This window comes from Idiomarina sp. D18 (assembly GCF_057748155.1).
The window spans coordinates 1115512-1140558 of record NZ_CM173240.1 but is presented as its reverse complement, the minus strand read 5'-3'; the positions used below and the strand labels follow the sequence as shown (position 1 = coordinate 1140558).

Sequence of the window (25047 nt, the reverse complement as noted above, 5' to 3'; positions counted from 1 at the left end):
GTTAACAAGGTAAGACAGAACAGAGACATAGGTGAGTCATGAGTAATCAACAAAGCGATACTAATTGGAACGACCTGAGTGATGAACAATGGCGTGAGCGATTAACACCTGAGCAATATCAGATCCTGCGTCAACAGGGTACCGAGGCACCATTTAGCGGCGACTTTATTCAGGTAAATGAACACGGTGAATATCACTGTGCTGGCTGCGGGCAATTATTGTTTACTGGGCAACGACAGTTTGAAGGTCATTGTGGCTGGCCAAGTTTTGATGAAGCTATCGATGGAGCTATCGAATACCGCGAGGACACTAGTCACGGCATGCAACGTATTGAAATTGTCTGTAGCCGCTGTAAAGGCCACTTGGGTCATGTTTTTAACGATGGCCCAACGGAAACAGGGCAACGCTATTGTGTTAATTCGTTGGCACTGACCAATCGGGGCGAAGATTAAAACGCCCCTCCGTGATTCGGTCTGTGAGTCTGTCAGCAATGTCACGAAGTTGCTCTTTGCGCTCATCGGGTTGCGTAAAAATATCATCGAGCTGCTCAACATCGAGTACCTTGGATTTGAAATTGACGGCAACGAGAGACCAGACATAGGCCTTATCAACCGATCCTTGGTTTAGGTAATAGGTTGCTAAAGATTCGGGGATCTCGACATTGAAGCGTTGACCCGGTTGATACAGCTGTAATGCGCGATAAAGATAGGCAAGCATTTTATCGGTGTTTTCTTTCGCGTAATAGGTGGCTAAAGCAAATTGTAGTTCAGAGGTTTGCATGATGGGTGCCCCCTCAAGCGCTAATAAACGTTTGAGGGCCGCTTGGTTGTTGCGGTTCGCCCAGTGCCAGTAGAGTAATAAAGGGTGCTCACTTTGACGAGTCTCTTGCGCGCGCTTTTCGATATTGCGCAGACTATTAATATAAGCTTCGATACGATGTGATTGCTTTTCCTTGAGCTTTTTGTGTTCAATCGCCGAAGCGAGCTCAATGCACTGAGAGTAATTTTGTAAATCCTTCAGTAAATAATATTTACTTTCTGCAGATGGATTCATCTTATGACTGTAGCGCGTTAATATCAGCTGACGCCGTTCAGCATTGCACCAATTATCTTGATTTAAGTCTGAACACATAGTCGGGTCGAAGTTACAAGCTTCACGGACAGTTATTGGGCGATCGCCACACCCGACGACGAGCGACGCCAACACGACACTGCAGACTCCGATAATATATCCATATTTCATCGCTATTTTCCGTTAAGTAAACGAGTAACTAATAACTTGGCCAGCATAGGTTGGCTTATCTGTGCGCTTTTCAGTACAATATGCATCGAGATTTTTTGAGCATATCATACCATGAGGACTTAGCTAATGAATGCTAACCAGCAGGACCCGACACTCTCAAGTTGGCAGGAGCGCCAAGAGTACGCAGAACTCATGCAGCCATTGATCGGTAAATTGTACCGTAACTTTGGTGTTGAGATTCTTGTTTATGGTCGTTCACTTTTAAACGTCTCGACAATCAATATTATCAAAGCACATCGTTTGATTCGCCGTTATGAAGGTCAGAAAGTACGTTTACGTGAGAGCTTCCCATTCCTAGAGGCTATGGCAAAAATGCAGATGGCGCCGGCACGTGTCGATCTGGGTAAACTTGCTTACGGTTATCACCACGGTGGCAAAGCCGACGGCTTATCAATTGAAGACTATTTGCGTCGTGAATTGAGTGACGTTGTTGATGCAGACGATAGCATCGAACCACGCGATATCGTGTTATACGGTTTTGGACGTATTGGACGCTTATTGGCGCGCTTACTGATTGAGAAGAATGGTGCGAACAATAAAATGCGTTTACGTGCGATAGTTGTCCGTGGGGGTCGCGAGGGTGATCTTGAAAAGCGTGCGAGCTTGCTACGTCGCGATTCAATTCATGGCCAGTTCAATGGTTCGATTACTATTGATAAAGAAACAAATAGCATCAAAGCCAACGGCACCTCAATTAAAGTCATTTATTCCGATGGCCCTGATCAAGTCGATTACACGCAGTATGGCATTGATAATGCAATCGTAATTGACAATACCGGTATCTGGAAAGACGAAGCAGGTTTAGGTCTCCACCTTAAATCTAAAGGTGTCGCTAAGGTATTGTTAACTGCGCCTGCAAAAGGTGACATCAAAAATGTCGTGTTTGGCGTCAACGATAGCGACATTTTAGAAGATGACCGGATTCTCTCTGCAGCAAGCTGCACAACCAATGCAATTACGCCAGTACTTAAAGCGGTTCATGATGAGTATGGCATTGAAAATGGTCACGTAGAAACGGTTCACTCCTACACTAACGATCAAAATCTGATTGATAACTACCATAAAGCAGAGCGTCGCGGTCGTTCAGCGCCCCTCAACATGGTCATTACCTCAACCGGCGCGGCTAAGGCCGTTGCGAAGGCTTTTCCTGCATTAAAAGGCAAATTAACAGGTAATGCGATTCGTGTACCGACGCCTAATGTGTCCATGGCTATCATGAATTTGAATTTAGGCCAGTCAACTGATCGCGAAGCGTTGAACGAATACCTTCGTAAAACCGCTTTGCACTCTTCTCTTGAAAGCCAGATCGATTACACTGCCTCGACTGAAATTGTGTCGAGTGATTTGGTGGGTAGTCGCTATGCAGGTATTGTTGATTCACAAGCAACGATCGTTGAAGACAACCGCGCTGTGTTGTATGTGTGGTATGACAACGAATTCGGCTACAGCTGCCAAGTTGTGCGTGTTGCTGAGCAAATGGCAGGTCTTAAAGTGCCAAACTTGCCTCGCTAAATGCGAAAAATCGAAAAAAGCGCCCTCGGTGGCGCTTTTTTCGTATACTGGTATGCACTCGTTTTAATTACTATTAAGGAAACGCATGATACGTATTAATACAGCCTTTGATAGCGGTAACATCGATGTTATTGAAGCGCAGTCTTGTGAGAATATTCGTCTTGCAATTCGCAAGGATCATCAATCGGACTTCTATCAGTGGTTTCATTACAAGTTGTTTGCCGAGATTGGCGAGGAACATGTGATGGTCATTGAAAATGCAGGTCAATCAGCGTATCCCGATGGCTGGAAGGATTACCAAGCGTTGGCTTCGTATGATCGCGATACGTGGTTTCGCGTACCGACCGAGTATGATGGTAAGCAACTCACTATCCGCCATACGCCAGAGCAAGAATCAGTCTACTACGCCTACTTTGTCCCGTATTCGTATGAGCGTCATTTAGATTTGATTCAGCAGGCGCAACAATCTGTGGATTGCTATCACGAGTTACTCGGTGAAACGCTTGATGGACGTGAGTTAAACCTGCTGATAATCGGCGAACCCAGCGACGATAAAAATACCATTTGGGTGACTGCACGCCAGCATCCCGGCGAGTCGATGGCAGAATGGCTAATGGAAGGATTTTTAGGGCGTTTGTTAGATGATGAGGATGGCGTCGCTCGGAAACTGTTAGATGAAAATGTGTTCTATGTCGTACCCAATATGAACCCAGACGGCAGTGTTCGAGGTCATTTGCGAACTAACGCGGTAGGTACTAACCTGAATCGAGAGTGGGCGGAACCTAGCCTAGAGAAAAGCCCAGAAGTCTTTTATGTACTTAAGCGGATGCAGGAAACCGGCGTCGACATGTTTTTAGATGTGCATGGTGACGAAGCGCTTCCCTATAATTTCGTGGCAGGTTGTGAGGGTATTCCCTCGTATGATGAGCGACATAAGCAGTTAGAAGAAATGTTTAAAAATGCTTTGTTAGCGGCAACGCCTGAATTCCAAGATGAATATGGCTACGAGAAAGATGAGCCAGGCAAAGCGAATATGACGGTTGCGTGTACCGCCGTTGGTGAGCGTTTTAAATGCTTATCGTACACTTTAGAAATGCCATTTAAGGATAATGCCGACTTACCTGATGAAGACTTTGGGTGGTCGTTGACACGTAGCCAACGTCTAGGCGAGGACTTGCTAACGGCTATATTGGCCGTGTCACCTATCTTGCGTAAGGCTTAACAAGCTCGGTGAAAATAACAATAAATAAAGGGGATACACCTTGGAAACGCTGAATAATATTTTGTTATGGATTGATGGGTTTTTGGGCTCGGCAGCCTATTTCCCATTTCTTTTGTTGGGTGTGGGCTTATTCTTCACACTTTATTTGGGCTTTCCTCAAGTACGCTACTTTCGTCACGCGTGGCGCGTATTGAGCGGTAAGTTCGATAAAAAAGACTCACAAGGGGATACCAGCCACTTCCAAGCGCTTTCGACCGCGCTCTCTGGAACCGTGGGTACCGGTAATATTGGTGGTGTAGCATTGGCTATCTTCTTAGGTGGTCCCGCCGCTATTTTTTGGATGTGGATGACTGCGTTCATGGGAATGACCACTAAGTTTGTTGAGGTCACCTTATCGCATAAGTATCGTGTAAAAACTGAAGATGGCACCATGGCGGGCGGACCTATGTATTACATGGATCGCCGCTTAAACATGAAATGGTTAGCAGTGATTTTCGCTATCGCAACCATTATCAGCTCCTTCGGTACGGGTAACATGCCCCAAATCAATAACATCGCTCAGTCAATGGAACAAACGTTCGAGATAGACCCTGTTGTTACTGGTGCGGTGTTATCGATTCTACTCGCCATGGTTATCATCGGCGGTATTAAGCGTATTGCAGCGGTCACCTCTAAGATTGTACCTATTATGGGTATCTTGTATGTGCTTGGCTCGCTGAGTGTCATTGCATTTAACATTGATAATATCGGTGAGTCTTTTGTTTCTATTTTCCGCGATGCATTTACGGGCTCTGCGGCCGCTGGCGGTTTCTTAGGCGCAAGTTTTGCTTATGCCTTTAACCGCGGTGTTAACCGAGGTTTGTTCTCGAACGAGGCGGGTCAGGGTTCTGCACCGATTGCCCACGCATCAGCACGCGCGAAAGATCCGGTTTCCGAAGGTTTGGTTTCAATTCTTGAGCCTTTCCTAGATACCATCTTAATCTGTACGCTGACGGGTCTCGTGATTCTATCCTCAGGCGTTTGGACCCAGAAATTTGAGAATAACTTCGCACGAAGTGACCTCGACTTCATTGCTGGGCACTATGATGACACCATAACGGCTGACCGTGAGAAACTCTATGCGTATCTGAATCAGACGGATGAGAACCAGATCAAGCGGTATAGTGGTGTGGTGAGCGTTGAGAATGGTGTTGCTCAGACTAATGATGAGTTTACTATCTTACATGCACGTTCGGTGGCTGAAGATGTACGCTTTATTGTAGCCGGCGAGGATGCTTATACCGGGACGGTGAAAGTTAAAGATGGTAATTTGATCAAAGACGATATCGAAGTAGTCGGTAAGTCGTTGGTTCACTCGGCGGCGCTAACGTCACTCGCTTTTGCAAACGGTTACTTGGGTGACTTTGGGCAGTACATTATTCCTGTGACGCTATTGCTGTTTGCCTTTTCGACGGCGATTGCTTGGTCCTACTATGGTGATCGCGCTGTGGTCTATCTATTTGGTCAGAAGGGTGTCATGCCATACCGTATTTTATACGTAGCAGGCTTTTTCTGGGCATCGTTTGCCGATACGACATTGATTTGGACAGCATCAGCGGTCGCCATCGTGTTAATGACCTTACCAAACCTGATCGGTATGTTGTTATTACACAAAGAGATGAAGAGTACTGTTAAGTCGTACTGGCAGGACTTTAATAAAGAACAAAAACGTAAATAGCCATAACGTTTATTCTAAAAAAGCGAGGCAAGCGCCTCGCTTTTTTTATTTAAACCTCATTTATTGGGGCTGTCCCTTGAATTTAGTGATAAAAGCCTTATATTGCTTGGTATATATCGGTAAAGGTGTTTGATATGGCATTAGTTAATTGCCCTTCGTGTGGTAAGCGCGTGTCTTCTAAGGCAAAAGATTGCCCTCATTGCCAATTTGTTTTTGCGGGCAATTCAAAAGAAGACATCGAGCGTGAAGCGATTCGATTGAGGCAGGAAAAGTCAGATAAATTGGTTTCTCAATCGATGTTGGCCTTGTTGCTCTCCATTGCTGCCTTTGTCTATCTATTTTTCCAACAACCTCTCGCCAATAGTTGGCAGCGTAGCGCTGCATTGTTGTTTATTGGCATTGGTTTGGTTTGGTTTGTCATTAACCGTGTACGCCTCATCATGCTTAAAAGAAAGCGGTAAAGCTAATAATGCAATTTGAAGATCTCATCAACAGTATGAGCCAAGATACGTATGAACGCTTGGTCAGTGCCGTCGAAACAGGACGTTGGCCTGACGGTGCAAAATTATCGGAAGAACAACTGGAAAACTCGCTCCAATTAGTAATGGCTTATCAAGCACGGTTTCTTGATAGCGACCAACATTACTCAGTAGGTAAAGATGGACGTATAGTCACTAAATCTAAAAGTGAACTTAAGCGGCAGTTCTCGGAGCAGAGCGGAGCCGATACCATTGCGCGTTTTAACCTAAATGAAGATGAGAGATAAGAGGTACCATGCAAGTAGTATCAGTACGTGATGATATCGTGACTCAATGCGAAGCCATCACAAGTGGAGAATCCGATTTAATTGCTAATTTAGCGAATATTTCAGCACTCATTTTTGACCAGTTTGAAGACATTAATTGGGCTGGGTTTTACCTCACTCGAGGTGAGCGCGAGCTCGTATTAGGGCCGTTTCAAGGCAAGGTTGCTTGTGTACGGATTCCCTTCGGTCAGGGTGTATGTGGTGTAGCAGCCGACTCACAAGCCTTGCAACACGTGCACGATGTGCATGAGTTCAGCGGTCATATCGCCTGTGATGCCGCTTCAAACGCAGAGGTTGTAGCCCCTATTATTGTCGATGGAAAAACTGTCGGCGTACTCGATATAGATAGTCCTACCGTAGGACGATTCAGCGCAGAAGACGCAGAGATGTTCGCGAGAATTGCGGCAATCTGTGCTACTTTTAATTGGAATCAAGCCTAACCCTATGTTTGCAGATTTTGATATCCAACTTTATTTGGTCAACTACGAAGACACAATTTTCTTTGAAGGCGAGGAAGAAGCCGCGGCTGACCAAATCAATGAAATGCTGCATCTAATTAATGATCAGCGTATAGAAACCGATACCGTAGAGCAGCTGGAAGAGGCTGTGCGCCTTACGTTATATGAGTGGATCGAGGAGCCTCGGCTGCTTGAACTTGAATTCGATGATATGGACATGTTTGTTCGTACTGTTTTAGAAAACGTCCGTGAACAGGAAGAAGATTGGAATGAGTGAGTCTGAAAAACTGACGAAAAGTAAAGACGTCATTGCGTATTTGGCTGAACAGTTTCCGAACTGTTTTAGCCTTCAGGGTGATGCAAAGCCATTAAAGATCGGGATTTTTGAAGATCTTGCGAAGCGTCTAGAAGACGACGAAAAGGTAAGCAAAACTCGCTTGCGTACTGCATTACGTCATTACACGAACAGTTGGCGTTATCTTCGCAGTGTGAAAACAGGAACAGAGCGTGTCAATCTGGACGGTGAAGCTGTTGAAAAGGTACTTGACGAGCATCAACAACATGCTGCGGAGGCACTTAAGGAATCAAAGGAACGTGCCGCTGAGCGAGCGAAGCAGCGTAAAGCAACAGATACAAAATCTGAAGAAGCACGTACTAAACCGAAGCGGAGAGCACCCAGTGCGAACAAGGCTGCTAGAAAGCCAAAGCCGGCGCGAAAACCAACCCCTAAATTGAAAGATGTGGAACTTAATAGTCTTTCTGTGGGTCAACAGGTTCAAGTTAAAGCAGGTAACAGACCGATGCCAGGCACGGTGGTTGAGATCGATAAAAGCGATGTTCAAGTCCAGCTTGCCAATGGTCTGAGTATGAAAGTAAAAGCCGAAAACGTATTCGTAAAACAATAAGCGTCTGTCAGGAGTCGTCAATATGAAGTCAGGATTATTCAAGTTAAACGCGTTAGCTCTGTTAGTTGTAGCCCCGAGCGCGCTGGCGATTCCACCGACGCACGATATTTCTGAATTACCCCAATTAACGCAAGATAGTCAGCACGAGACAGTCAGTGAGCGTGTGTTAGCGTATTTTACACGTTATCACTTCTCTCAGCCTGAGCTAGATGACTCGCTATCAGAGCAGATTCATGACCGTTACCTAGAAATGCTCGATTTCAATAAAATGTTTTTGTTGAAGTCTGACGTTGACGCGTCAGAAGAGTATGCTCGGTTGTTTGATGACATGCTTGAGAGCGGTGAGCTCGAAATTGCCTATGAGCTTTACCAAACAAGTTTAGAACGTCGTTTTCAACGTTATGTATATGCGCTTTCTTTGCTTGATAAAGATAAGCCCATGAGCTTCGATGAAAAGGGCGAAAAATATTACTACGATCGTGAAGATGCCGACTGGGCGAAAGATGAAGAGGCATTGAACGAGCTTTGGCAAAAGCGCGTCAAATATGATGCTCTGAACTTGAAATTGGCGGGCAAAGAGTGGCCAGATATCGTTGAGACCCTTGGTAAACGCTACAATAGTGCGTTGAACCGACTCACTAACTCAAAGAATGAAGATGCCTTTCAAACGCTGATGAATGCGTTTGCTCGTTCCATCGAACCTCATACGAGCTACTTATCACCCGCTAACTCTGAACGATTTCAGCAAAACATGAATCTTGAGTTGGAAGGTATTGGCGCCGTCTTACAATCAGAATACGACTACACTGTGATTCGTAGTTTGGTTCCAGGAGGACCTGCTGACAAGACGGGTGAGCTCTCTCCAGAGGACAAAATCGTTGCCGTTGGGCAAGGTGTTGGTGAGGACGCTGAGGATTTTGTGGATATCATTGGCATGCGTCTCGATGACGTTGTCGATATGATCAAAGGGCCGAAAGGTTCTTCTGTTCGCCTACAAGTCTTAGAGGCTTCACAAGGCGTTGGCGGCACACCGAAAGTGGTTGAAATAGTCCGCGATAAGGTCAAGTTAGAGGATCGAGCTGCAAAAGCGCACGTAGAGGTACCGGAAGAGGGACCTAATAAAGGGCGTAAAATGGGTGTCATTGAGATACCTGGCTTTTACAACAACTTGACTGCAGATGTCAAAAAGCTGCTTGAGGATCTTAAGTCTAAAGAGGTCGAAGGTATCGTTATTGACCTTCGAAGTAACGGTGGTGGCGCACTTAATGAAGCGATTGGATTAACGGGCTTATTTATTGACCAAGGCCCCGTCGTTCAGGTCAGTGATGGGCGCGGCCATGTTGAAATCAGTAAAGATCGAGATGGTGTTACCTATTACGAAGGTCCGCTGGTGGTGTTAGTTGACCGCTATAGTGCGTCCGCATCGGAAATCTTTGCTGCGGCAATGCAAGACTATAAGCGTGCGCTGATTGTAGGCGAGAATACGTTCGGTAAAGGGACTGTCCAACAGCATCGCGGGCTTAACCGTCGTTTTGATTTCTTTAGTGAGCCGTTAGGCAGCGTGCAATATACGATCGCGAAATTTTATCGGATTGATGGTGGTAGTACGCAGTTAAAAGGTGTGGCGCCTGATGTCACCTTGCCTTCATACGTGGAAGCGTCGGAGTGGGGCGAGAGCCGTGAAGACAACGCGCTACCGTGGGATCAAATCAAGCCAGCGCAATATGACACCTTCAGTTATCTTGATAGCGCTGAAATCCAGTCGTTAAACAAGAACGCTCACGAGCGTTTAGAGAAAGATCCTGAGTTTTCGTACATATTCAAAGATATCGATGAGCTACGTAAAAACATGGAAAAAACATGGGTTAGCTTGAATATTGAAGAGCGTGAGAGTGAGCAAGCTGCGGACAAGAAAGAGCGCCTAGCCCGAGTCAATGATCGTCTCAAACGGATGGGAATGAAGCCAGTTGAATCGATTGATGATGTTGACGACGAGGTGCTTGAAGTGGATCCGTATCTTGATGAGACCATTTCTGTTGCATTTGAATTTATTGATGATGTGAAGCTCGCTCAAAACGACTAAGTCAATAGTCATAGATATGCTCAAAAAACCGCCGCTTTATGGCGGTTTTTTTACGTATGCTTGGCAACCCACGCAGTTTGTGGTCAACTACCGCGTTATACTAAAAAAATGATCTAGAACAACAATGAAAAACTCAGCATCAATATCAAGTCGTTGGTCAAGTCGATTGTCATTTATTTTGGCATCGTCGGCGGCCGCCGTAGGCCTTGGCAATATCTGGAAGTTTCCCTACGTGATGGGAGAAAACGGAGGCGGTGCTTTCGTTTTAGTATATCTGCTTTGTATCGCATTCATTGGCATCCCTATCATGATGGCCGAAGTGGTCATTGGTCGACGAGGTCGTCACTCACCGGGATACGCGGCAGAGCAAGTCGCAGTCGAGTCTAAACGTAGCCGGCATTGGCAATTGGCAGGTTGGCTAGGCATGTTGACGGGCTTTCTCGTCTTGAGCTTTTATGCCGTTATTGCAGGGTGGGCGCTCGATTACGTGTTTAAAGCGGCGGGCGGCGCATTCAATGGTGCCTCAGCCGAGCAAGTCGGGGGGCTATTCTCTGGCATGTTGTCATCGGCGAGCGAGTTGATGCTGTGGCACACACTCATATTGATTGGCGTAGTGGTTGTCGTGGGCAAGGGAGTCAATAAAGGACTCGAACGCTCGGTTCGTTTTTTATTGCCGGCTATGTTTGTATTGCTGATCGCTTTGGCGGTCTATGTTGGAAATATTGGGGCGTTTGGCGAAGCCGTAGAGTTCATGTTTAAACCTGACTTTTCAAAGCTTTCGATTAACGGCGTGATGATTGCGCTGGGTCACTCTTTCTTCACGCTCGGTTTAGCATCCGGCGTTGTCATTATGTATGGCGCTTACTTGCCCAAGGAAACTTCGGTCGTACAAACAAGCGTTTGGATAGCGGTGATTGACACACTGGTTGCTTTAATTGCAGGTCTCGCCATTTTCCCGTTGGTATTTGGCTTTAATCTAACACCGAGTGAAGGACCTGGATTAATCTTTACCACCTTGCCACTGGCTTTTGGTGAAATGCCAGGGGGACAATGGGTAGGCACTCTATTTTTCACCATGTTAGTGATTGCCGCATTTACTTCGGCGATAGCAATGATTGAAGCGTCGGTGGCTTTTGTCTCAGAAAAATTCAATCTATCGCGTTGGCCCTCAACGATCATTTCCGCCAGTGTATTATGGTTGCTGGGGCAGCTCACGATCCATTCGTTCTCCGGGAGCTCGTGGGCGCAACTGAGTACACAGTGGCTGGGTAAGCCATTGAATTCAATTTTTGATGTGATTGACTTACTCACATCGAGTCTATTATTACCGTTAGGTGGCTTGCTGCTCGCCGTTTTAGCGGGCTGGGTAATGACGCGTGATAACGCTAAAGACGAGCTTGATGCTGGCAACCACATTTTTGATATTTGGCATTTGTGCCTCAAATACGTTGCACCGATCGCTATTATTATAATTTTTCTTCAACTTATCGGCATTATCGAGATTTAGGATAACGCATTCATGACACAACAAATAAAACAGCCCACACTTTTTCAGGCACTGATTCCGCTGGTCGCTTTGGTCATTATGTTGGCCTCATCAGTGTATTTCTTTGGCGAAGACTCATCCTATGGACCTAACCAAATAGCGCTTTGGATAGCTGCAGGTATTGCCTGTATTATCGGCTTTAAAAATGGCTTCAGCTGGGAGCAAATTGAAAAAGGTATTCAAGAAGGTATCTCTGTTGCTTTAGGCGCCATGTTGATTATTCTTGCGGTAGGCTCCTTGATTGGTACTTGGTTGCTCTCAGGTACCGTACCGACGCTGATTTACTACGGTTTAGAGTTGTTAAACCCGGGGCTGTTTTATGCTGCTAGCTGTATTATTTGCGGTATCATTGCATTGTCGATTGGTAGCTCTTGGACGACGGCTGCAACCATTGGTGTTGCGTTAATGGGAGTCGCATCGGGCATGGGTCTTGACCCTGCTATCGCAGCCGGTGCTATCGTTTCGGGCTCGTATTTTGGCGACAAAATGTCGCCGCTATCAGACACCACGAACTTGGCACCTGCAGTCAGCGGAACCGAACTGTTCGCACATATCCGTTACATGGGCTATACCGCAGGTCCCGCGTTTATTATTTCAGTGACAATTTTCCTATTCTTGGGGCTGAACGCCGACTCATCGGTATCTCTTGAAAAGCTGAATCAAATGCAAAGCCTGCTCGACAATACCTTTAATGTAGGTTGGGCAATGTTAGTACCCTTAGGTGTCCTGCTATTTTTAGCAGCAACCCGTAAACCTGCGTTACCGACTGTGTTTTTTGGTGCGTTGCTAGGTGGCGTTTGGGCACTCATTTTTCAACCTGATATGGTGCAGCAGATGGCGGGTGGTAATGACACCTTCTTATCGCACCTGAAAGTAATTTGGCTCGCAATGTCTGATGGTACGACGGTCAGTACCGGAAGCACAAACCTTGATTCGCTGCTGAGTGGCGGCGGTATGTCGAGCATGCTTAATACCCTATGGTTGATTTTAAGTGCAATGACGTTCGGCGCCGTCATGGAAAAGCTCGGGCTGTTAAAGCGCTTTATCCAGGGCATGCTAAAGTCAGCGAAGTCAGTAGGCAGTTTGATCACTGGTACGTTATTTACCTGTTTTGGTGCCAACGTATTAACTGCCGACCAATACATGGCCATCGTATTGCCTGGCCGTATGTTTAAAGAAGAATATCAACGTCGAGGGCTGGATCCTCGAGTACTTTCTCGTACATTGGAAGACAGTGGTACTTTGACTTCCGCATTGATTCCATGGAACACCTGTGGCGCATACATGTTTAGTGTTCTGGCTGTAAGTCCGCTAGACTATGGTATATATGCATTCTTTAACTATTTGACACCATTAATTGCGATTGTACTGGCTTATACTGGATGGACGATTTTACGCCGTGAGCCAGAAATGACTGAAAATACTCAAACGTCGTAAAGAGGGTTTATGTCACAAAAAACCGCGAAGTATCGGAAAGATTACCAAGCACCTAAGTTCACCATCGATACGGTGAACTTAGTTGTTGAATTGGACGAGACAAACACACGCATCACTAATACCATGAAAATAAAGCGCCAAGGCGAGCACAGTGATGCGTTGGTACTCGATGGAGAGCACATCGAACTGGAAAAGGTTGTTTTAAACGACCAAGCTCTCAGCACTTCAGATTATACAGTCACTGACTCAACGCTGACCATTGAGGTTGAGCAAAATGAGTTCACACTGACAGTGGTCAATACATTGAACCCATCGACCAATAAAGCGCTGGAAGGGCTTTATCTGGCTGAAGGTACTTTTTGTACCCAATGCGAGGCAGAGGGTTTCCGCCGTATAACTTACTACTTAGATCGCCCCGATGTATTGGCGACTTTTACTACCAAAGTTATCGCACCGAGTGCAGACTATCCGCATATTTTGGCGAATGGCAACAGCGTTGAGCACGGTGAGGAAGAGGGCAAGCCGTTTGTCACTTGGCATGACCCATACCCTAAACCGAGCTATTTATTTGCGTTGGTGTGTGGTGATTTTGATTTACTTGAGGACACCTTCGTGACGCGCGAAGGACGCGAAGTCGCACTGCAGTTATTTGTCGATAAAGGTAACTTAGATCGCAGTGAGTACGCGATGGTGTCGTTAAAAAATGCAATGCGTTGGGACGAGGAACGCTTTGGTCTGGTTTACGATCTCGATATCTACATGATTGTCGCGGTCGATTTCTTCAATATGGGCGCTATGGAGAACAAAGGACTTAATGTCTTTAATTCTAAATATGTGCTTGCTAATCCCAAAACCGGCACCGACCAAGATTTTTTAAATATCGAATCGGTGATCGGTCATGAATACTTTCACAACTGGACGGGAAACCGAATTACTTGCCGCGATTGGTTCCAGCTTTCGCTGAAAGAAGGCCTGACGGTATTCCGTGATCAAGAATTTAGCTCAGATTTAGGTTCACGTGCGGTTAATCGTATTCAAAACGTCAAGGTGATTCGTAGTCACCAGTTTACTGAGGACGCAGGGCCAATGGCTCACCCCATTCGACCTGACAAAGTTGTGGAGATGAATAACTTTTATACGGTGACCGTGTATAACAAAGGCGCTGAAGTCATTCGTATGATGCATACATTACTGGGCGAAACTGGCTTTCAGCGTGGCATGAAGTTTTATGTCGAACGCCATGACGGTGCCGCAGTGACCTGTGAAGATTTTGTCAAAGCGATGGAAGATGCCAACGATCGGGATTTTACACTATTCCGTCGCTGGTATGAGCAAGCTGGGACACCGAGTGTGGAAGTCGAAACCGCGTTTGATACTGACAAGCAACAACTCATTATCAACACCCGTCAGACGGTTCCAGCTACACCAGGTCAGGCGGAAAAACGACCCATGCATATTCCAATGCGTATATCTGCCTATGCACCTAACGGTAACCGTATAGTGCTCGCTGAAAACCTGCTCGAACTGACTGAAGAACGTCAAAGCTTTTACGTCAATGGCGAATTTGCAGCTCAATTGGCGTCGAATGAAGAACCGATTGTCTCGGTCTTCGATGATTTTTCTGCACCCGTTAAAGTGCAACGTGATTTACCTGAAGCAGCGATGTTGACCTTAATGGCGCATGCAGACGATCCGGTGAGTCGCTGGGACGCTGCACAGCAGCTATTTACAAGTCGCGTGGTGGATGCGGTCAAGTCGCAATCAACAGTCGAAGTGGATAAGGCGCTTGTCGATGCGTGTGAACGTTTGATCACGTCGGATACTGATCCTGCGTTAATCGCATTGACGCTGACGTTGCCAAATGCGGCTACCGTTGGCGAGTATTTTGAAACCATTGAGATTGATACCATTGTTCACAACTTGCGACAGTTAAAACGTCATTTAGCTGAACAGTTGCACGGCACGATGAGTGCACGTTATGCCGCTATTTATGATGAATTGCAGCAGCGTGACTACCGCTTGTCAGGTGAGGATATAGCGCTACGGCAATTGCAAAATGTACTATTGAGTTACCTCACCGTAGCGGGCGATAATTACGTGAATCTGAGTCAAACGCAGTTTGATAACGCAACGAATATGACGGATCGACTGGCGGCACTGCAGGCATCGGTTTGGGGCAACGCATCAAATGCTATCACGCTTGTGGAAGCTTTTGATCAGCAATGGCGCGGTGATAAACTGGTGATGGATAAGTGGTTCCAGACGCAGGCATTAGCCGATACGGACGGTACCATTGCCAATGTTAAAACCTTAATGAAACACCCCGATTTCAGTCTAGATAATCCGAACCGAATTTATTCATTGTTGGCGGCGTTTACACAAAATAGCGCAAGATTTCATCAGTTTGATGGAGCCGGTTATGCGTTAATTGGTGATGTCATTTGTCAGTTAAATGATAAAAATCCGCAGGTAGCGTCGCGTTTAATATCAAGCTTTATGTCTTGGAGACGGTACGATGCCGAGCGACAGGCATTGATGAAGCAACAACTGGAAAAAATCCAAGCGTTGCCGAACTTAGCAAGTGATTTACAAGAAAAAATAGAAAATAGTTTAGCTGCATAACTATTTTCACGAAATAGCGAGTTGGGAGTCATCCTGTGATTGAATATCGTTTTTCAATTTCTATGTCGTATCAGGAATTTATCGATATTTACTACGGTGGTGGCGCCCAACATTTAGTTGTACTGTCTGATACTAACGTACGAATTGCTATTCCGGCCGGTCGTATGGTTCCTTTTGTGGACCCAACTGGCGTATCCGGTCGGTTCATTATACAGCTCGATAACAATAATAAATTCGTTTCCCTCAAGCGTATTTAGCTCCTAATTTGGATAGTTATTGAGTTATTTTTCATAAGCTTTACTGCTCGCTGGTCTAAACACTCATTTATTGCACGAATATGCGTTGAAAGCCTGCCTTAAATGTCCGACAATAACATCAATCATAGGTAGATTATCAGGCCGTGGGCCGCTTTGTGGCTTGCCTACGACGTTTCATCAAAAAAATAATCTCAAGGACTCTGCAATTATGTCGTTGGTTGATGGTCAATCCCCAGTACTTTTAGAAAAAGTAGTCGAACTTATTCAAAAGAAAGTTGCTTCAAGCCAAGCACCGCTTGTGCAAGATTTCGCGAAACGTCTTTATCGTAATATTTCCTCAGATGATTTGAGTCACCGTAATGACAGTGATATGTACGGTGCTGTGCTGGGTTTATGGCACAGCTTTAATGAATATAAACCCGGCGATAAAGCACTGATTAAAGTATATAACCCAGACGTGCCGAATGATGGCTGGGAATCACCGCACACGATTATTGAAATTATTCAGAGTGACATGCCGTTTATGGTGGACTCAGTCCGCATGGCTTTATCACGCTTGGGTATCACGAGCCACTTATTGTTGCACATGCCTATTAGCCATAAGCGTGATAAAGATAATCAGGTCACTGATTTATTACGCCCGGGTACTCGTGATGATAATTTTGTCGATACCGCATTCTTAATTGAGGTCGACCGCCAGAGCACCAAGGACGAATTAAAAGCGCTGAAGAAAGAATTGAGCTCTGTCATGGAAGAGATCAGCTTGGCGGTCTCCGATTGGCAGCCGATGGTGACCAAGCTCTCTGAAGTCGCAGAAGAAGTGACTGCCGATTATTATCCAGGCTCGAAGGAAGAAAAACAAAATATCCAAGCGTTTTTACGCTGGTTGGCGGATGATAACTTTACCATTACAGGCTATCGCTCTTATGACTTAAAGCCTGTTAAAGGCGATTACGAACTCAGCCAAACCGAAGATAGCAGTTTGGGCCTAATGCGTAATTCGGTCAGTGAAAAAGGTCGTTTAATTTCAAGCTTGCCAGAGGATGCGCGTGAAATTACACAGGACGATCGCATTCTGTTACTCACGAAAACCAATTCAAAATCACGTGTTCATCGCCCAGCGCATTGCGACTACATTGGTGTCAAACGCTTTAATAAAGAAGGCGAGGTCATTGGTGAGCATCGCTTTATTGGTCTTTACGCGTCGAACTTCTACAACAATAGCGCGCGTGATATTCCACTGGTTTCGCAGAAGCTCAAGCGCGTGATTGAAGCGTCTGGTTTTGCTCCACAATCGCATGCAGCAAAAGCATTAGTTAATATTTTAGAGACCTATCCGCGTGATGAAGTCGTGCAAGCAGAGGATGATGACCTACTGCAAGTTGGTTTGGGCGTTTTGCAGATGCAAGAACGGGATATGACTCGGATTTTCTTGCGTCGCGATATTTTTGGTCGCTTTATGACATGCATGGTGTATGTACCTAAAGAGCGTTACAACACTCTATTACGTGAACGCACTCAGCGCATTTTAAAACAAACCTTGCGTACTCAACACGACGTTGACTTTACCACTTATTTCTCCGAATCAAATCTCGCACGAACGCATTACACCGTGCGCCTAGAAGACGACCAGCAGGACGTAAATGTGAAGGAATTGGAACAGAATCTTATTGAGGCCGCTCGCACTTGGGAAGATAACTTTGAGCGTATTTTAAACTCAACCTTTGGTGAGGCGCGCTCAACACGTTTGAATAAACGTTATGGTCAAGCGTTCCCGCGTGCTTATAAAGAGGATGTGCTGCCTTCTGTTGCGATTTCAGATATCAACCAGCTTGAGTCCCTTGACGATGAACATAAGCTCGGCATGGTGCTTTATCGCGCTCAGGAAGAGAAAGACGACAGCAAATACTTGCGTCTCAAGCTTTTCCATAAAGATCAACCCATCCACTTATCAGACGTGCTGCCGATGCTCGAAAACTTTGGCCTGCGTGTGATTGGCGAGAGCCCTTATCCCGTTAAAGCGGCAGACGGCAATGTATTTTGGATTTTAGATTTTCATATGATCCATACCGGTGGGGCGCTCGATTTAGAAACCAGTCGCGAACTATTCCAAGATGCGTTTGCAAAAGTTTGGAAAGGTGAACTTGAAGATGATGGCTTTAACCGGCTCGTACTTGGTGCCGGTATGACGGGTCGCCAAGTCACTATTTTACGTATGTTTGCGAAGTACATGCGTCAGATTGGTACGACCTTCAGTCAAAGCTATATTGAAAGCACGTTTAGCAAGTACCCGCTACTCGCTAAACTCGTCATTAAGATGTTCTACACGCGTTTTGAGCCCGGCACTAAAGGTGTTGAGAAGAAACTGGACGCGTTACATACGCGCATCAATACCGAATTAGATAGCGTCGCTAACTTGGACGACGATCGTATTATCCGTCGCTATGTTGAATTAATTGACGCCGCTTTACGTACAAACTTCTTCCAGAAGAATGAAAAAGGCAATGATAAACCTTACATCTCAGTTAAGTTCTTACCTGAACTGGTACCTGAGATGCCGTTGCCGTTGCCTAAGTTCGAAATCTTTGTCTACTCGCCGCGGGTAGAGGGTGTCCATTTACGGGGTGGTAAAGTGGCTCGTGGTGGCCTGCGTTGGTCGGACCGTCGTGAAGACTTCCGTACTGAAATTTTAGGCCTGGTGAAAGCACAACAAGTTAAGAACACCGTTATTGTACCTGTGGGTGCAAAAGGTGGTTTCTACTGTAAACACCTGCCCGAAGACCGTGAAGGTATGATTGCAGAAGGACAGGCGTGTTATAAAACGTTTATTCGTGCGTTATTAGATATCACCGACAATATCGTCGAGGGTGAAATCGTACCACCTGTTGACGTTGTTCGTCAGGACGAAGACGACCCTTACTTGGTTGTCGCAGCTGATAAAGGCACAGCGACGTTCTCAGATATCGCTAACGGTATTTCTGCTGAATATAACTTTTGGCTGGGCGACGCCTTTGCTTCCGGCGGTTCAGTTGGCTACGACCATAAGAAAATGGGTATCACCGCTCGTGGTGCTTGGGAGTCGGTTAAACGCCACTTCCGTGAAATGGGCATTGATTGCCAAACCACTGACTTTACCTGTGTTGCGATTGGCGACATGGCGGGGGATGTGTTTGGTAACGGCATGTTGCTATCTAAACATACTCGCCTACAAGCTGCGTTCAACCACATGCATATTTTTATCGACCCAGAACCAGACGCAGCCAGCTCTTGGAAAGAGCGTGATCGCTTATTTAAATTGCCGCGCTCAAGCTGGGAAGATTACAACAAAGAGTTGATTTCTAAAGGTGGCGGTATCTTTAGTCGTAGTGCTAAAGCAATAGAGCTGTCGCCAGAAATGAAGAAGATGCTGGGCTCCCAGAAGAAATCAATGACACCTAACGAGCTCATTCGTGCGTGTCTAACCATGGACGTTGATCTTATTTGGAACGGCGGTATCGGTACTTACATCAAAGGTAAGGATGAAACCGATTCTGATGTGGGTGACCGAGCCAATGACGCACTGCGCGTTAATGGTGCAGAATTGAAAGCCAAAGTGATCGGCGAGGGCGGTAACTTAGGTTTAACTCAGTTGGGTCGTATTGAATTTGCTCAGCGCGGCGGTCGTATTAATACCGACTTCGTTGATAATGTTGGCGGCGTGGACTGTTCAGATAATGAAGTCAACATCAAAATCTTGCTGAATGGTTTAGTCAATAACGGTGACCTCACGAAGAAACAACGCGATAAGTTATTGTACGACATGACTGATGAAGTGGCAGAAATCGTTCTTGACGATTGTAATCGTCAAACACAATCGCTCTCGATTACTGCGCTTCGAGGTAGTGACCAAATCAAAGAATTGCAACGCTTTATTCACCAGTTAGAACGTGACGGTGCATTAAATCGTTCGCTGGAGTTCTTACCTTCAGACGACGAGCTGGCGGAACGCCAAGCCCAGAATAAAGGTTTGACACGTCCAGAACTATCGGTTTTAACAGCCTATGGCAAAATGGTGCTTAAGGAGCAGTTAATCACCGATGAAATCACTGAAGATCCGTTCCATGGCAAAGCATTGTTCCGTTCGTTCCCTAAACCGTTGCAAAAACAGTTTGCTGATTCGATGGCTTCACACCCGTTGAAGGGACAGATTATCGCGACTAAGTTAGCTAATACGATCGTCAATGATATGGGTCCTAACTTCGTGTTTCGTAAACAAGAAGCCACCGGAGCGACCATCGCTGAAGTTGCATCGTCATTTGTAGTGGCTCGCGAGTGTTTCCGCGTTGAGGAACTTTGGGATGCCATTGAAGCGTTGAACAATAAAGTGCCGGCTGAAACACAGAACGATATTCTGTTCCAGGTTCGCCGTATGGTGCGTCGAGCTACACGTTGGTTCTTGCGTCACCGCAACACTAAATTAAATGGTATTCAAGAGCACATTGACTTTTACATGCCCGCTTTTGATGACTTGCGTAAAAACTGTCTAAGTTATATGAACGAAGATGAAGCGGCTGTGATTCAAAAAACGATCGACCGCTATATTGAGCAAGGACTTCCGAAAGAGTTGGCTCAAGAAGTGGCGAGCTTGAGTACCGTATTTTCGGCAATGGACATTGCCGAAATTGCTGACGAAACCGAACAGTCGTATCAGACCGTTGGCAACATGTACTTCTATTTAGGTGCTCGTCTGAATCTACATTGGTTCCTCAATCAAATTAATAATCAACCGGTTGCTAACCACTGGCAAGCGCTGGCACGTGCCGCATTCCGAGAAGAACTGGATTGGCAGCAACGTGCGTTGACCTTAGTTGTATTGAAATCGGCCTCAGAGATAGGTGAGCCGTTGCAAATGTTGGATGATTGGATGGACCAAAACGAATCCTTGCTGCAACGTTGGCAGTCAATGTTATCGGACTTCCGCACCACGAAGAGCCACGAGTTTGCTAAGTTCTCAGTTGCATTGCGTGAACTCATGTTGTTGAGCCACAACTGTGCGCCTAAGGTTGCGGGCTAGTGTATAACCTGGTCAGAAAATGGCTGTTTAACCAAGATGCCGAGCGTTCTCACGACTGGACGCTCGGTATGCTTCGGCGGTTTGCTAATACGCCATTGTCACTCGCGTGGCGTCAACGTCTGCCGGCCAAGCCTGTGACCGTGATGGGGATCGAGTTTCCGAATCCTGTCGGTCTTGCAGCGGGTCTCGATAAAAATGCGCGTTGCATGACTGCATTTGGACAGATGGGCTTCGGTTTTATTGAAGTGGGTACGGTGACGCCGAAACCACAGCCAGGCAACGAAAAGCCAAGACTGTTTCGGTTGGTTGATGATGAGGCCATTATTAACCGCATGGGTTTTAATAATGACGGTGTCGAGGCGTTGGTTGAACAGGTCAAGCGACGTACTTATAAAGGTGTGCTGGGCATTAATATTGGTAAAAACAAAGTCACTGAAGAGCAAGATGCTTTACAAGACTACGTTGCCTGCCTAACTCAGGTTTATCGTTATGCCGATTACGTGACCATCAATATTTCTTCGCCAAATACACCGGGCTTACGCAATTTTCAGCACGGCGATGCTTTAAATGGTTTGCTAGCAGGCTTAAAAGCTGAGCAGAAAAAACTAGCAAAAGTGCATAGCAAGTATGTACCGCTTGTTGTTAAAGTCGCACCTGATCTGAGCCCAGAAGAAGTGCGTATGATGGCTGAGGCGTTTAACGAGCAGGGCATCGATGGTGTTATTGCAACGAATACAACGCTTTCGCGTGATGGTGTTTCGCATAGCAAACTAGCGGATGAAGCGGGTGGCTTGAGCGGCAAACCAGTGCGTGATCGCAGTACCTGTATTATTCGGCTGTTACGTTCAGCGTTGGACTCGTCAATTCCTATTATCGGAGTAGGCGGCATCGATTCTGCAGGCGCCGCGAAAGAAAAGCTTGAGGCGGGCGCATCGTTAGTGCAGGTTTACACCGGTTTTATTTACAAAGGACCTAGGCTTGTAAAGGACATTGTCAATAACTTGTAAAACTAGGTGACTTTGGGTAATCTATTTGCCAAATTTATAACAACATTCATAATAATAAAGGTGTGCAAGTTGGAAATTAATCAACACATGTGTTGGCTATACGACGATAAAGCTCAGCCACTGTCAATTCAGGCGGGGGATGGCGCACCTTTCCGTTTGCCTTATAAAGGCAAACAACTCGTGAATGTCGATTTTTGCTCTGCGCCTTTTAATGTTGAAGATTTGACTCTCTTACAGAATTTTGTCGATGTATTAGAAGGTTACTCAACAGATGACTTAGGTACGAGTGTCGAAGAGGCATCGTTGTGCGCAGCGGCATTTGTTCGTTTTGGGTGTCCGCAAATGCCTCAAAGTTGGCATTTTCAAAAGTCGAACATTGAAGAATGGGCGCCCGAACGTCATATCTGTGAATTGAATAGCGGTTTTGATGACGGTTTATTCTTGATAATCGACCGTGATGATGAATTTGCTTCATGTCTATTGTTGTCAGGTGATATGAAATTGTCACCGATTAAAACGATTAAACAGTATCACGTCATCAAAGTGCTTCATAATCGGTTGCTTCCCTCGACCCTAGAAATGCGTCAAACAATGCTATCTAGCCAACAGCTCGCATAAATTACTGCGCGTGAAGTCAATTGAGTGCTTTCGATAGTGTGCCGAGAATACTTTTATGGAAGATGTGATCTTGGTAACAGCTAGAAATGCTTAATGAAGGCATCGGAGTTGGTTGCGGGGGCAGGATTTGAACCTACGACCTTCGGGTTATGAGCCCGACGAGCTACCAGACTGCTCCACCCCGCGTCCGATGTGGGGTGCATAATATACATGTCCCACCGCTTGCGCAAGCGCTTTTTAATAAAATACAGTTCAAATGCATAAAAAACACACATACCGAACAACCTTTGTTCAGTTTACAGTGTTTTAAAGACACATTGATTGAGAAACGCTATAATCGCGGCCAAATTACTGAATGGAATAAACTATGTTGCGTTTATTTGTATCGTGCGCAAAAGGCATGGAACAATTATTAGAGAATGAGTTGCAGGGGCTCGGTGCCAAATCAATTACTGTGACTCAGGCGGGGTGCTATGTCGATGCAGACTTAAAACTTGCGTACACCATTGCTCTATGGTCGCGTCTAGCTAGTCGTGTGCTCGTCGAGTTAGGCCGCGCTGAAACACTCAACGCAGAACAGATTCAGCAGGCGATTAGTGTCTTCGATTGGACACAGGTCATGCGTGATACACATAGCTTTGTCGTTGACTTTCATGGCACCAATGATGAGATACGTAACACGCAGTTTGGTGCCCAGGTCGTTAAGGACGGTATTATTGACTTTTTTCGGGGTCGTAACGCACAGCGCCCGAATGTCGATAAACAGGTTCCTGATATTCGAGTAAACGCGCGTTATCACAAGAATGAACTTATCTGGTCTTTAGATTTCTCTGGAGGTGGGCTGCATCAGCGGGGTTATCGCAAACAACAAGGTGAAGCGCCACTACGAGAAACACTGGCAGCCGCGGTGCTCATACGTGCTGGAATTCATCAACAATTAGAACACGATGAACCTGTTATCCTTGACCCGTTCTGTGGTTCGGGCACATTGGTGATTGAAGCGGCCATGATAGCGGCCGACCAAGCGCCGGGCCTAAACCGTCGCGACTGGGGCTTCCTGCGATGGGTAGGGCATGACCGCAGTATTTGGCACAGTGTGCTTGAAAACGCCGAAGAGCGCTTTAAGGAAGGTCGCAACAAGATGACTGCGCGTTTTTATGCCAGTGATATGAATCCCAAACTCATCGGTATTGCGAAAGAAAATGCGGCCCGCTGTCAGCTTGGTCAATTTATTCAATTTGATACATCCGATGTGCTTGATATGCAGGCCCCTGCTGATCAAGGTCTTCTGATTGCAAACCCGCCTTATGGTGAACGCCTCGGTGAAGAAGTCGAAACACTATTACTATACCGCCGTTTGGGCCGTCGATTAAAACAGTCTTTCTTAGGCTGGCAAATAGCACTTCTTGCTGGCGACGAGACATTATTAAAACGTCTAAAACTGCGTAGTCATAAAAAATATGCGTTTATGAACGGTCCGATCGCCACCACATTGGCGCTATTTGACCTAACTAAAGAGCAAGTTGAGTTTACAGAAAGTCAATCTGAAGATTTGTCTAACAGGCTTAAAAAGAATTATTCAAAACTTAGCAGGTTGGCGCGTAAAGAAGGGCTCGAAGCATGGCGTGTTTATGATGCCGACTTACCGGAATATAATGCGGCGATTGATATCTATGGCGATCACTTAGTAATACAAGAGTATGCGCCCCCCAAAACTATTCCTGATGGGGTTGCAACCGATCGTCTTTGGCACTTAGTGGAAATGGTTGCTGAGACTTTGCCGTTTGATTCAAGCCACATTGTATTAAAGGTGCGTAAACGGCAGAAAGGGCAAGAGCAATACGAGCGTCGCAATCGTCAGAAACAAGATAGCGTTATTTTCAACGTGCAGGAATATGGCGCCGAGTTTGAGGTTAATCTGACCGACTATCTCGACACTGGCTTATTCCTCGATCATCGCTTGGTTCGCAAAGAGCTGTTTGATAAGTGCGAAGATCTCGATGTTCTGAACTTATTTAGTTACACCTGTACCGCTTCAGTGCAAGCGGCGTTGGGCGGTGCGCATTCGGTCACGTCGGTAGATATGTCGAAAACGTACCTTGCTTGGGGTGAGCGTAATTTTCATTTGAATGGGTTGCGTGGTCGTCAATACGAGTTTATTCAAGCCGATTGTTTTACTTGGATGCGTGATCAACGCGACGATAGACGTTACGACGTCATTTTTATCGATCCCCCAACATTTAGTAACTCAAAACGCATGACGGGTACGCTGGACATTCAGCGTGATCATGTTGGCTTAATTAAAACGGCTGGACGACTGCTGAACGAGGGCGGCGTGATCTTATTCTCTAACAACCGCAAGAAGTTTAAGATTGATGAAGCGGGTTTAGAGAAGGCCGGTTATTCGGTAAATAACCAAACTGAGGCCTCTATCCCTGAAGATTTTAAACGTCATAAAGGGATTCATCACTACTTCATTATTAGTAAAGAGTACTAGGTGGAA

19 protein-coding genes and 1 tRNA gene are annotated in these 25047 nt (G+C 45.9%); 18 read left to right on the top strand and 2 right to left on the bottom strand.

The window, feature by feature from the left end:
* Window positions 1-38 precede the first annotated feature (38 nt).
* A complete protein-coding gene (gene msrB, locus AC3AP5_RS05395; RefSeq protein ID WP_487327147.1) occupies window positions 39-452 on the top strand; it encodes a peptide-methionine (R)-S-oxide reductase MsrB in 414 nt (137 codons plus the stop codon).
* Here the strand turns inward: msrB and AC3AP5_RS05390 are convergent.
* A complete protein-coding gene (locus AC3AP5_RS05390; RefSeq protein ID WP_287830533.1) occupies window positions 415-1242 on the bottom strand; it encodes a DUF2989 domain-containing protein in 828 nt (275 codons plus the stop codon). The genes msrB and AC3AP5_RS05390 overlap by 38 nt on opposite strands.
* A gap of 126 nt (window positions 1243-1368) precedes the next feature.
* On the opposite strand from AC3AP5_RS05390, the gene AC3AP5_RS05385 reads away from it, so the two are divergent.
* The 16 genes from AC3AP5_RS05385 to AC3AP5_RS05310 all read left to right on the top strand — a co-directional run bounded on the left by AC3AP5_RS05385 (window position 1369) and on the right by AC3AP5_RS05310 (window position 22544).
* A complete protein-coding gene (locus AC3AP5_RS05385; protein WP_006955827.1) occupies window positions 1369-2814 on the top strand; it encodes a glyceraldehyde-3-phosphate dehydrogenase in 1446 nt (481 codons plus the stop codon).
* 88 nt (window positions 2815-2902) lie between these two features.
* Window positions 2903-4036: a M14 family metallopeptidase gene (locus AC3AP5_RS05380; RefSeq protein ID WP_487327298.1), complete on the top strand. Its 1134-nt coding sequence runs from the start codon at window positions 2903-2905 to the stop codon at window positions 4034-4036.
* Between the two features lie 40 nt (window positions 4037-4076).
* On the top strand, window positions 4077-5753 hold the full coding sequence (locus AC3AP5_RS05375; RefSeq protein WP_006955823.1) for an alanine/glycine:cation symporter family protein: 1677 nt from the start codon (window positions 4077-4079) through the stop codon (window positions 5751-5753).
* Window positions 5754-5887: 134 nt separating this feature from the next.
* The gene (locus tag AC3AP5_RS05370) at window positions 5888-6214 is read left to right on the top strand and encodes a zinc ribbon domain-containing protein (protein ID WP_006955821.1); all 327 of its coding nucleotides are present in this window, start codon (window positions 5888-5890) and stop codon (window positions 6212-6214) included.
* 8 nt (window positions 6215-6222) lie between these two features.
* The gene (locus tag AC3AP5_RS05365) at window positions 6223-6519 is read left to right on the top strand and encodes a YeaC family protein (RefSeq protein WP_006955819.1); all 297 of its coding nucleotides are present in this window, start codon (window positions 6223-6225) and stop codon (window positions 6517-6519) included.
* An 8-nt stretch (window positions 6520-6527) separates the two neighbouring features.
* On the top strand, window positions 6528-6998 hold the full coding sequence (locus AC3AP5_RS05360) for a GAF domain-containing protein (RefSeq protein WP_006955817.1): 471 nt from the start codon (window positions 6528-6530) through the stop codon (window positions 6996-6998).
* A 4-nt stretch (window positions 6999-7002) separates the two neighbouring features.
* Window positions 7003-7293, top strand: a complete 291-nt coding sequence (locus AC3AP5_RS05355; protein ID WP_006955815.1) for a hypothetical protein — start codon at window positions 7003-7005, stop codon at window positions 7291-7293.
* Window positions 7286-7921, top strand: coding sequence for an RNA chaperone ProQ (gene proQ, locus AC3AP5_RS05350; protein WP_272978828.1), 636 nt, complete (start codon window positions 7286-7288; stop codon window positions 7919-7921). Before AC3AP5_RS05355 ends, proQ begins: the two co-directional genes overlap by 8 nt.
* A gap of 22 nt (window positions 7922-7943) precedes the next feature.
* The gene (gene prc / locus AC3AP5_RS05345; RefSeq protein WP_006955810.1) at window positions 7944-10004 is read left to right on the top strand and encodes a carboxy terminal-processing peptidase; all 2061 of its coding nucleotides are present in this window, start codon (window positions 7944-7946) and stop codon (window positions 10002-10004) included.
* Window positions 10005-10128: 124 nt separating this feature from the next.
* Entirely contained in the window at window positions 10129-11511 is a 1383-nt protein-coding gene (locus AC3AP5_RS05340; protein WP_487327146.1) for a sodium-dependent transporter, read from the top strand.
* A gap of 12 nt (window positions 11512-11523) precedes the next feature.
* A complete protein-coding gene (nhaC, locus tag AC3AP5_RS05335) occupies window positions 11524-12987 on the top strand; it encodes a Na+/H+ antiporter NhaC (protein ID WP_487327145.1) in 1464 nt (487 codons plus the stop codon).
* Between the two features lie 9 nt (window positions 12988-12996).
* The gene (pepN, locus tag AC3AP5_RS05330; protein WP_487327144.1) at window positions 12997-15609 is read left to right on the top strand and encodes an aminopeptidase N; all 2613 of its coding nucleotides are present in this window, start codon (window positions 12997-12999) and stop codon (window positions 15607-15609) included.
* A 35-nt stretch (window positions 15610-15644) separates the two neighbouring features.
* Window positions 15645-15866: a DUF2835 family protein gene (locus tag AC3AP5_RS05325; RefSeq protein ID WP_272978833.1), complete on the top strand. Its 222-nt coding sequence runs from the start codon at window positions 15645-15647 to the stop codon at window positions 15864-15866.
* Between the two features lie 208 nt (window positions 15867-16074).
* The gene (locus tag AC3AP5_RS05320) at window positions 16075-20919 is read left to right on the top strand and encodes an NAD-glutamate dehydrogenase (RefSeq protein ID WP_272978834.1); all 4845 of its coding nucleotides are present in this window, start codon (window positions 16075-16077) and stop codon (window positions 20917-20919) included.
* Window positions 20919-21926, top strand: coding sequence for a quinone-dependent dihydroorotate dehydrogenase (gene pyrD / locus AC3AP5_RS05315; protein WP_348671187.1), 1008 nt, complete (start codon window positions 20919-20921; stop codon window positions 21924-21926). The genes AC3AP5_RS05320 and pyrD overlap by 1 nt, the downstream gene beginning before the upstream one ends.
* Window positions 21927-21995: 69 nt before the next feature.
* The gene (locus AC3AP5_RS05310; protein ID WP_006955796.1) at window positions 21996-22544 is read left to right on the top strand and encodes a cell division protein ZapC domain-containing protein; all 549 of its coding nucleotides are present in this window, start codon (window positions 21996-21998) and stop codon (window positions 22542-22544) included.
* Window positions 22545-22653: 109 nt separating this feature from the next.
* On the opposite strand, the gene AC3AP5_RS05305 is transcribed toward AC3AP5_RS05310, so the two are convergent.
* Window positions 22654-22730: transfer RNA gene (locus AC3AP5_RS05305), tRNA-Met, on the bottom strand.
* A 181-nt stretch (window positions 22731-22911) separates the two neighbouring features.
* Between AC3AP5_RS05305 and rlmKL the strand changes: the two genes are divergently transcribed.
* A complete protein-coding gene (gene rlmKL, locus AC3AP5_RS05300; RefSeq protein WP_487327143.1) occupies window positions 22912-25041 on the top strand; it encodes a bifunctional 23S rRNA (guanine(2069)-N(7))-methyltransferase RlmK/23S rRNA (guanine(2445)-N(2))-methyltransferase RlmL in 2130 nt (709 codons plus the stop codon).
* The last annotated feature ends 6 nt before the right edge of the window (window positions 25042-25047 follow it).

Coding starts and splice junctions, on each gene's coding strand:
- msrB (WP_487327147.1), top strand. CDS start 39: ATGAGTAATCAACAAAGCGATACTAATTGGAACGACCTGAGTGATGAA.
- AC3AP5_RS05390 (WP_287830533.1), bottom strand. CDS start 1,242: ATGAAATATGGATATATTATCGGAGTCTGCAGTGTCGTGTTGGCGTCG.
- AC3AP5_RS05385 (WP_006955827.1), top strand. CDS start 1,369: ATGAATGCTAACCAGCAGGACCCGACACTCTCAAGTTGGCAGGAGCGC.
- AC3AP5_RS05370 (WP_006955821.1), top strand. CDS start 5,888: ATGGCATTAGTTAATTGCCCTTCGTGTGGTAAGCGCGTGTCTTCTAAG.
- AC3AP5_RS05365 (WP_006955819.1), top strand. CDS start 6,223: ATGCAATTTGAAGATCTCATCAACAGTATGAGCCAAGATACGTATGAA.
- AC3AP5_RS05360 (WP_006955817.1), top strand. CDS start 6,528: ATGCAAGTAGTATCAGTACGTGATGATATCGTGACTCAATGCGAAGCC.
- AC3AP5_RS05355 (WP_006955815.1), top strand. CDS start 7,003: ATGTTTGCAGATTTTGATATCCAACTTTATTTGGTCAACTACGAAGAC.
- proQ (WP_272978828.1), top strand. CDS start 7,286: ATGAGTGAGTCTGAAAAACTGACGAAAAGTAAAGACGTCATTGCGTAT.
- prc (WP_006955810.1), top strand. CDS start 7,944: ATGAAGTCAGGATTATTCAAGTTAAACGCGTTAGCTCTGTTAGTTGTA.
- AC3AP5_RS05340 (WP_487327146.1), top strand. CDS start 10,129: ATGAAAAACTCAGCATCAATATCAAGTCGTTGGTCAAGTCGATTGTCA.
- nhaC (WP_487327145.1), top strand. CDS start 11,524: ATGACACAACAAATAAAACAGCCCACACTTTTTCAGGCACTGATTCCG.
- pepN (WP_487327144.1), top strand. CDS start 12,997: ATGTCACAAAAAACCGCGAAGTATCGGAAAGATTACCAAGCACCTAAG.
- AC3AP5_RS05320 (WP_272978834.1), top strand. CDS start 16,075: ATGTCGTTGGTTGATGGTCAATCCCCAGTACTTTTAGAAAAAGTAGTC.
- rlmKL (WP_487327143.1), top strand. CDS start 22,912: ATGTTGCGTTTATTTGTATCGTGCGCAAAAGGCATGGAACAATTATTA.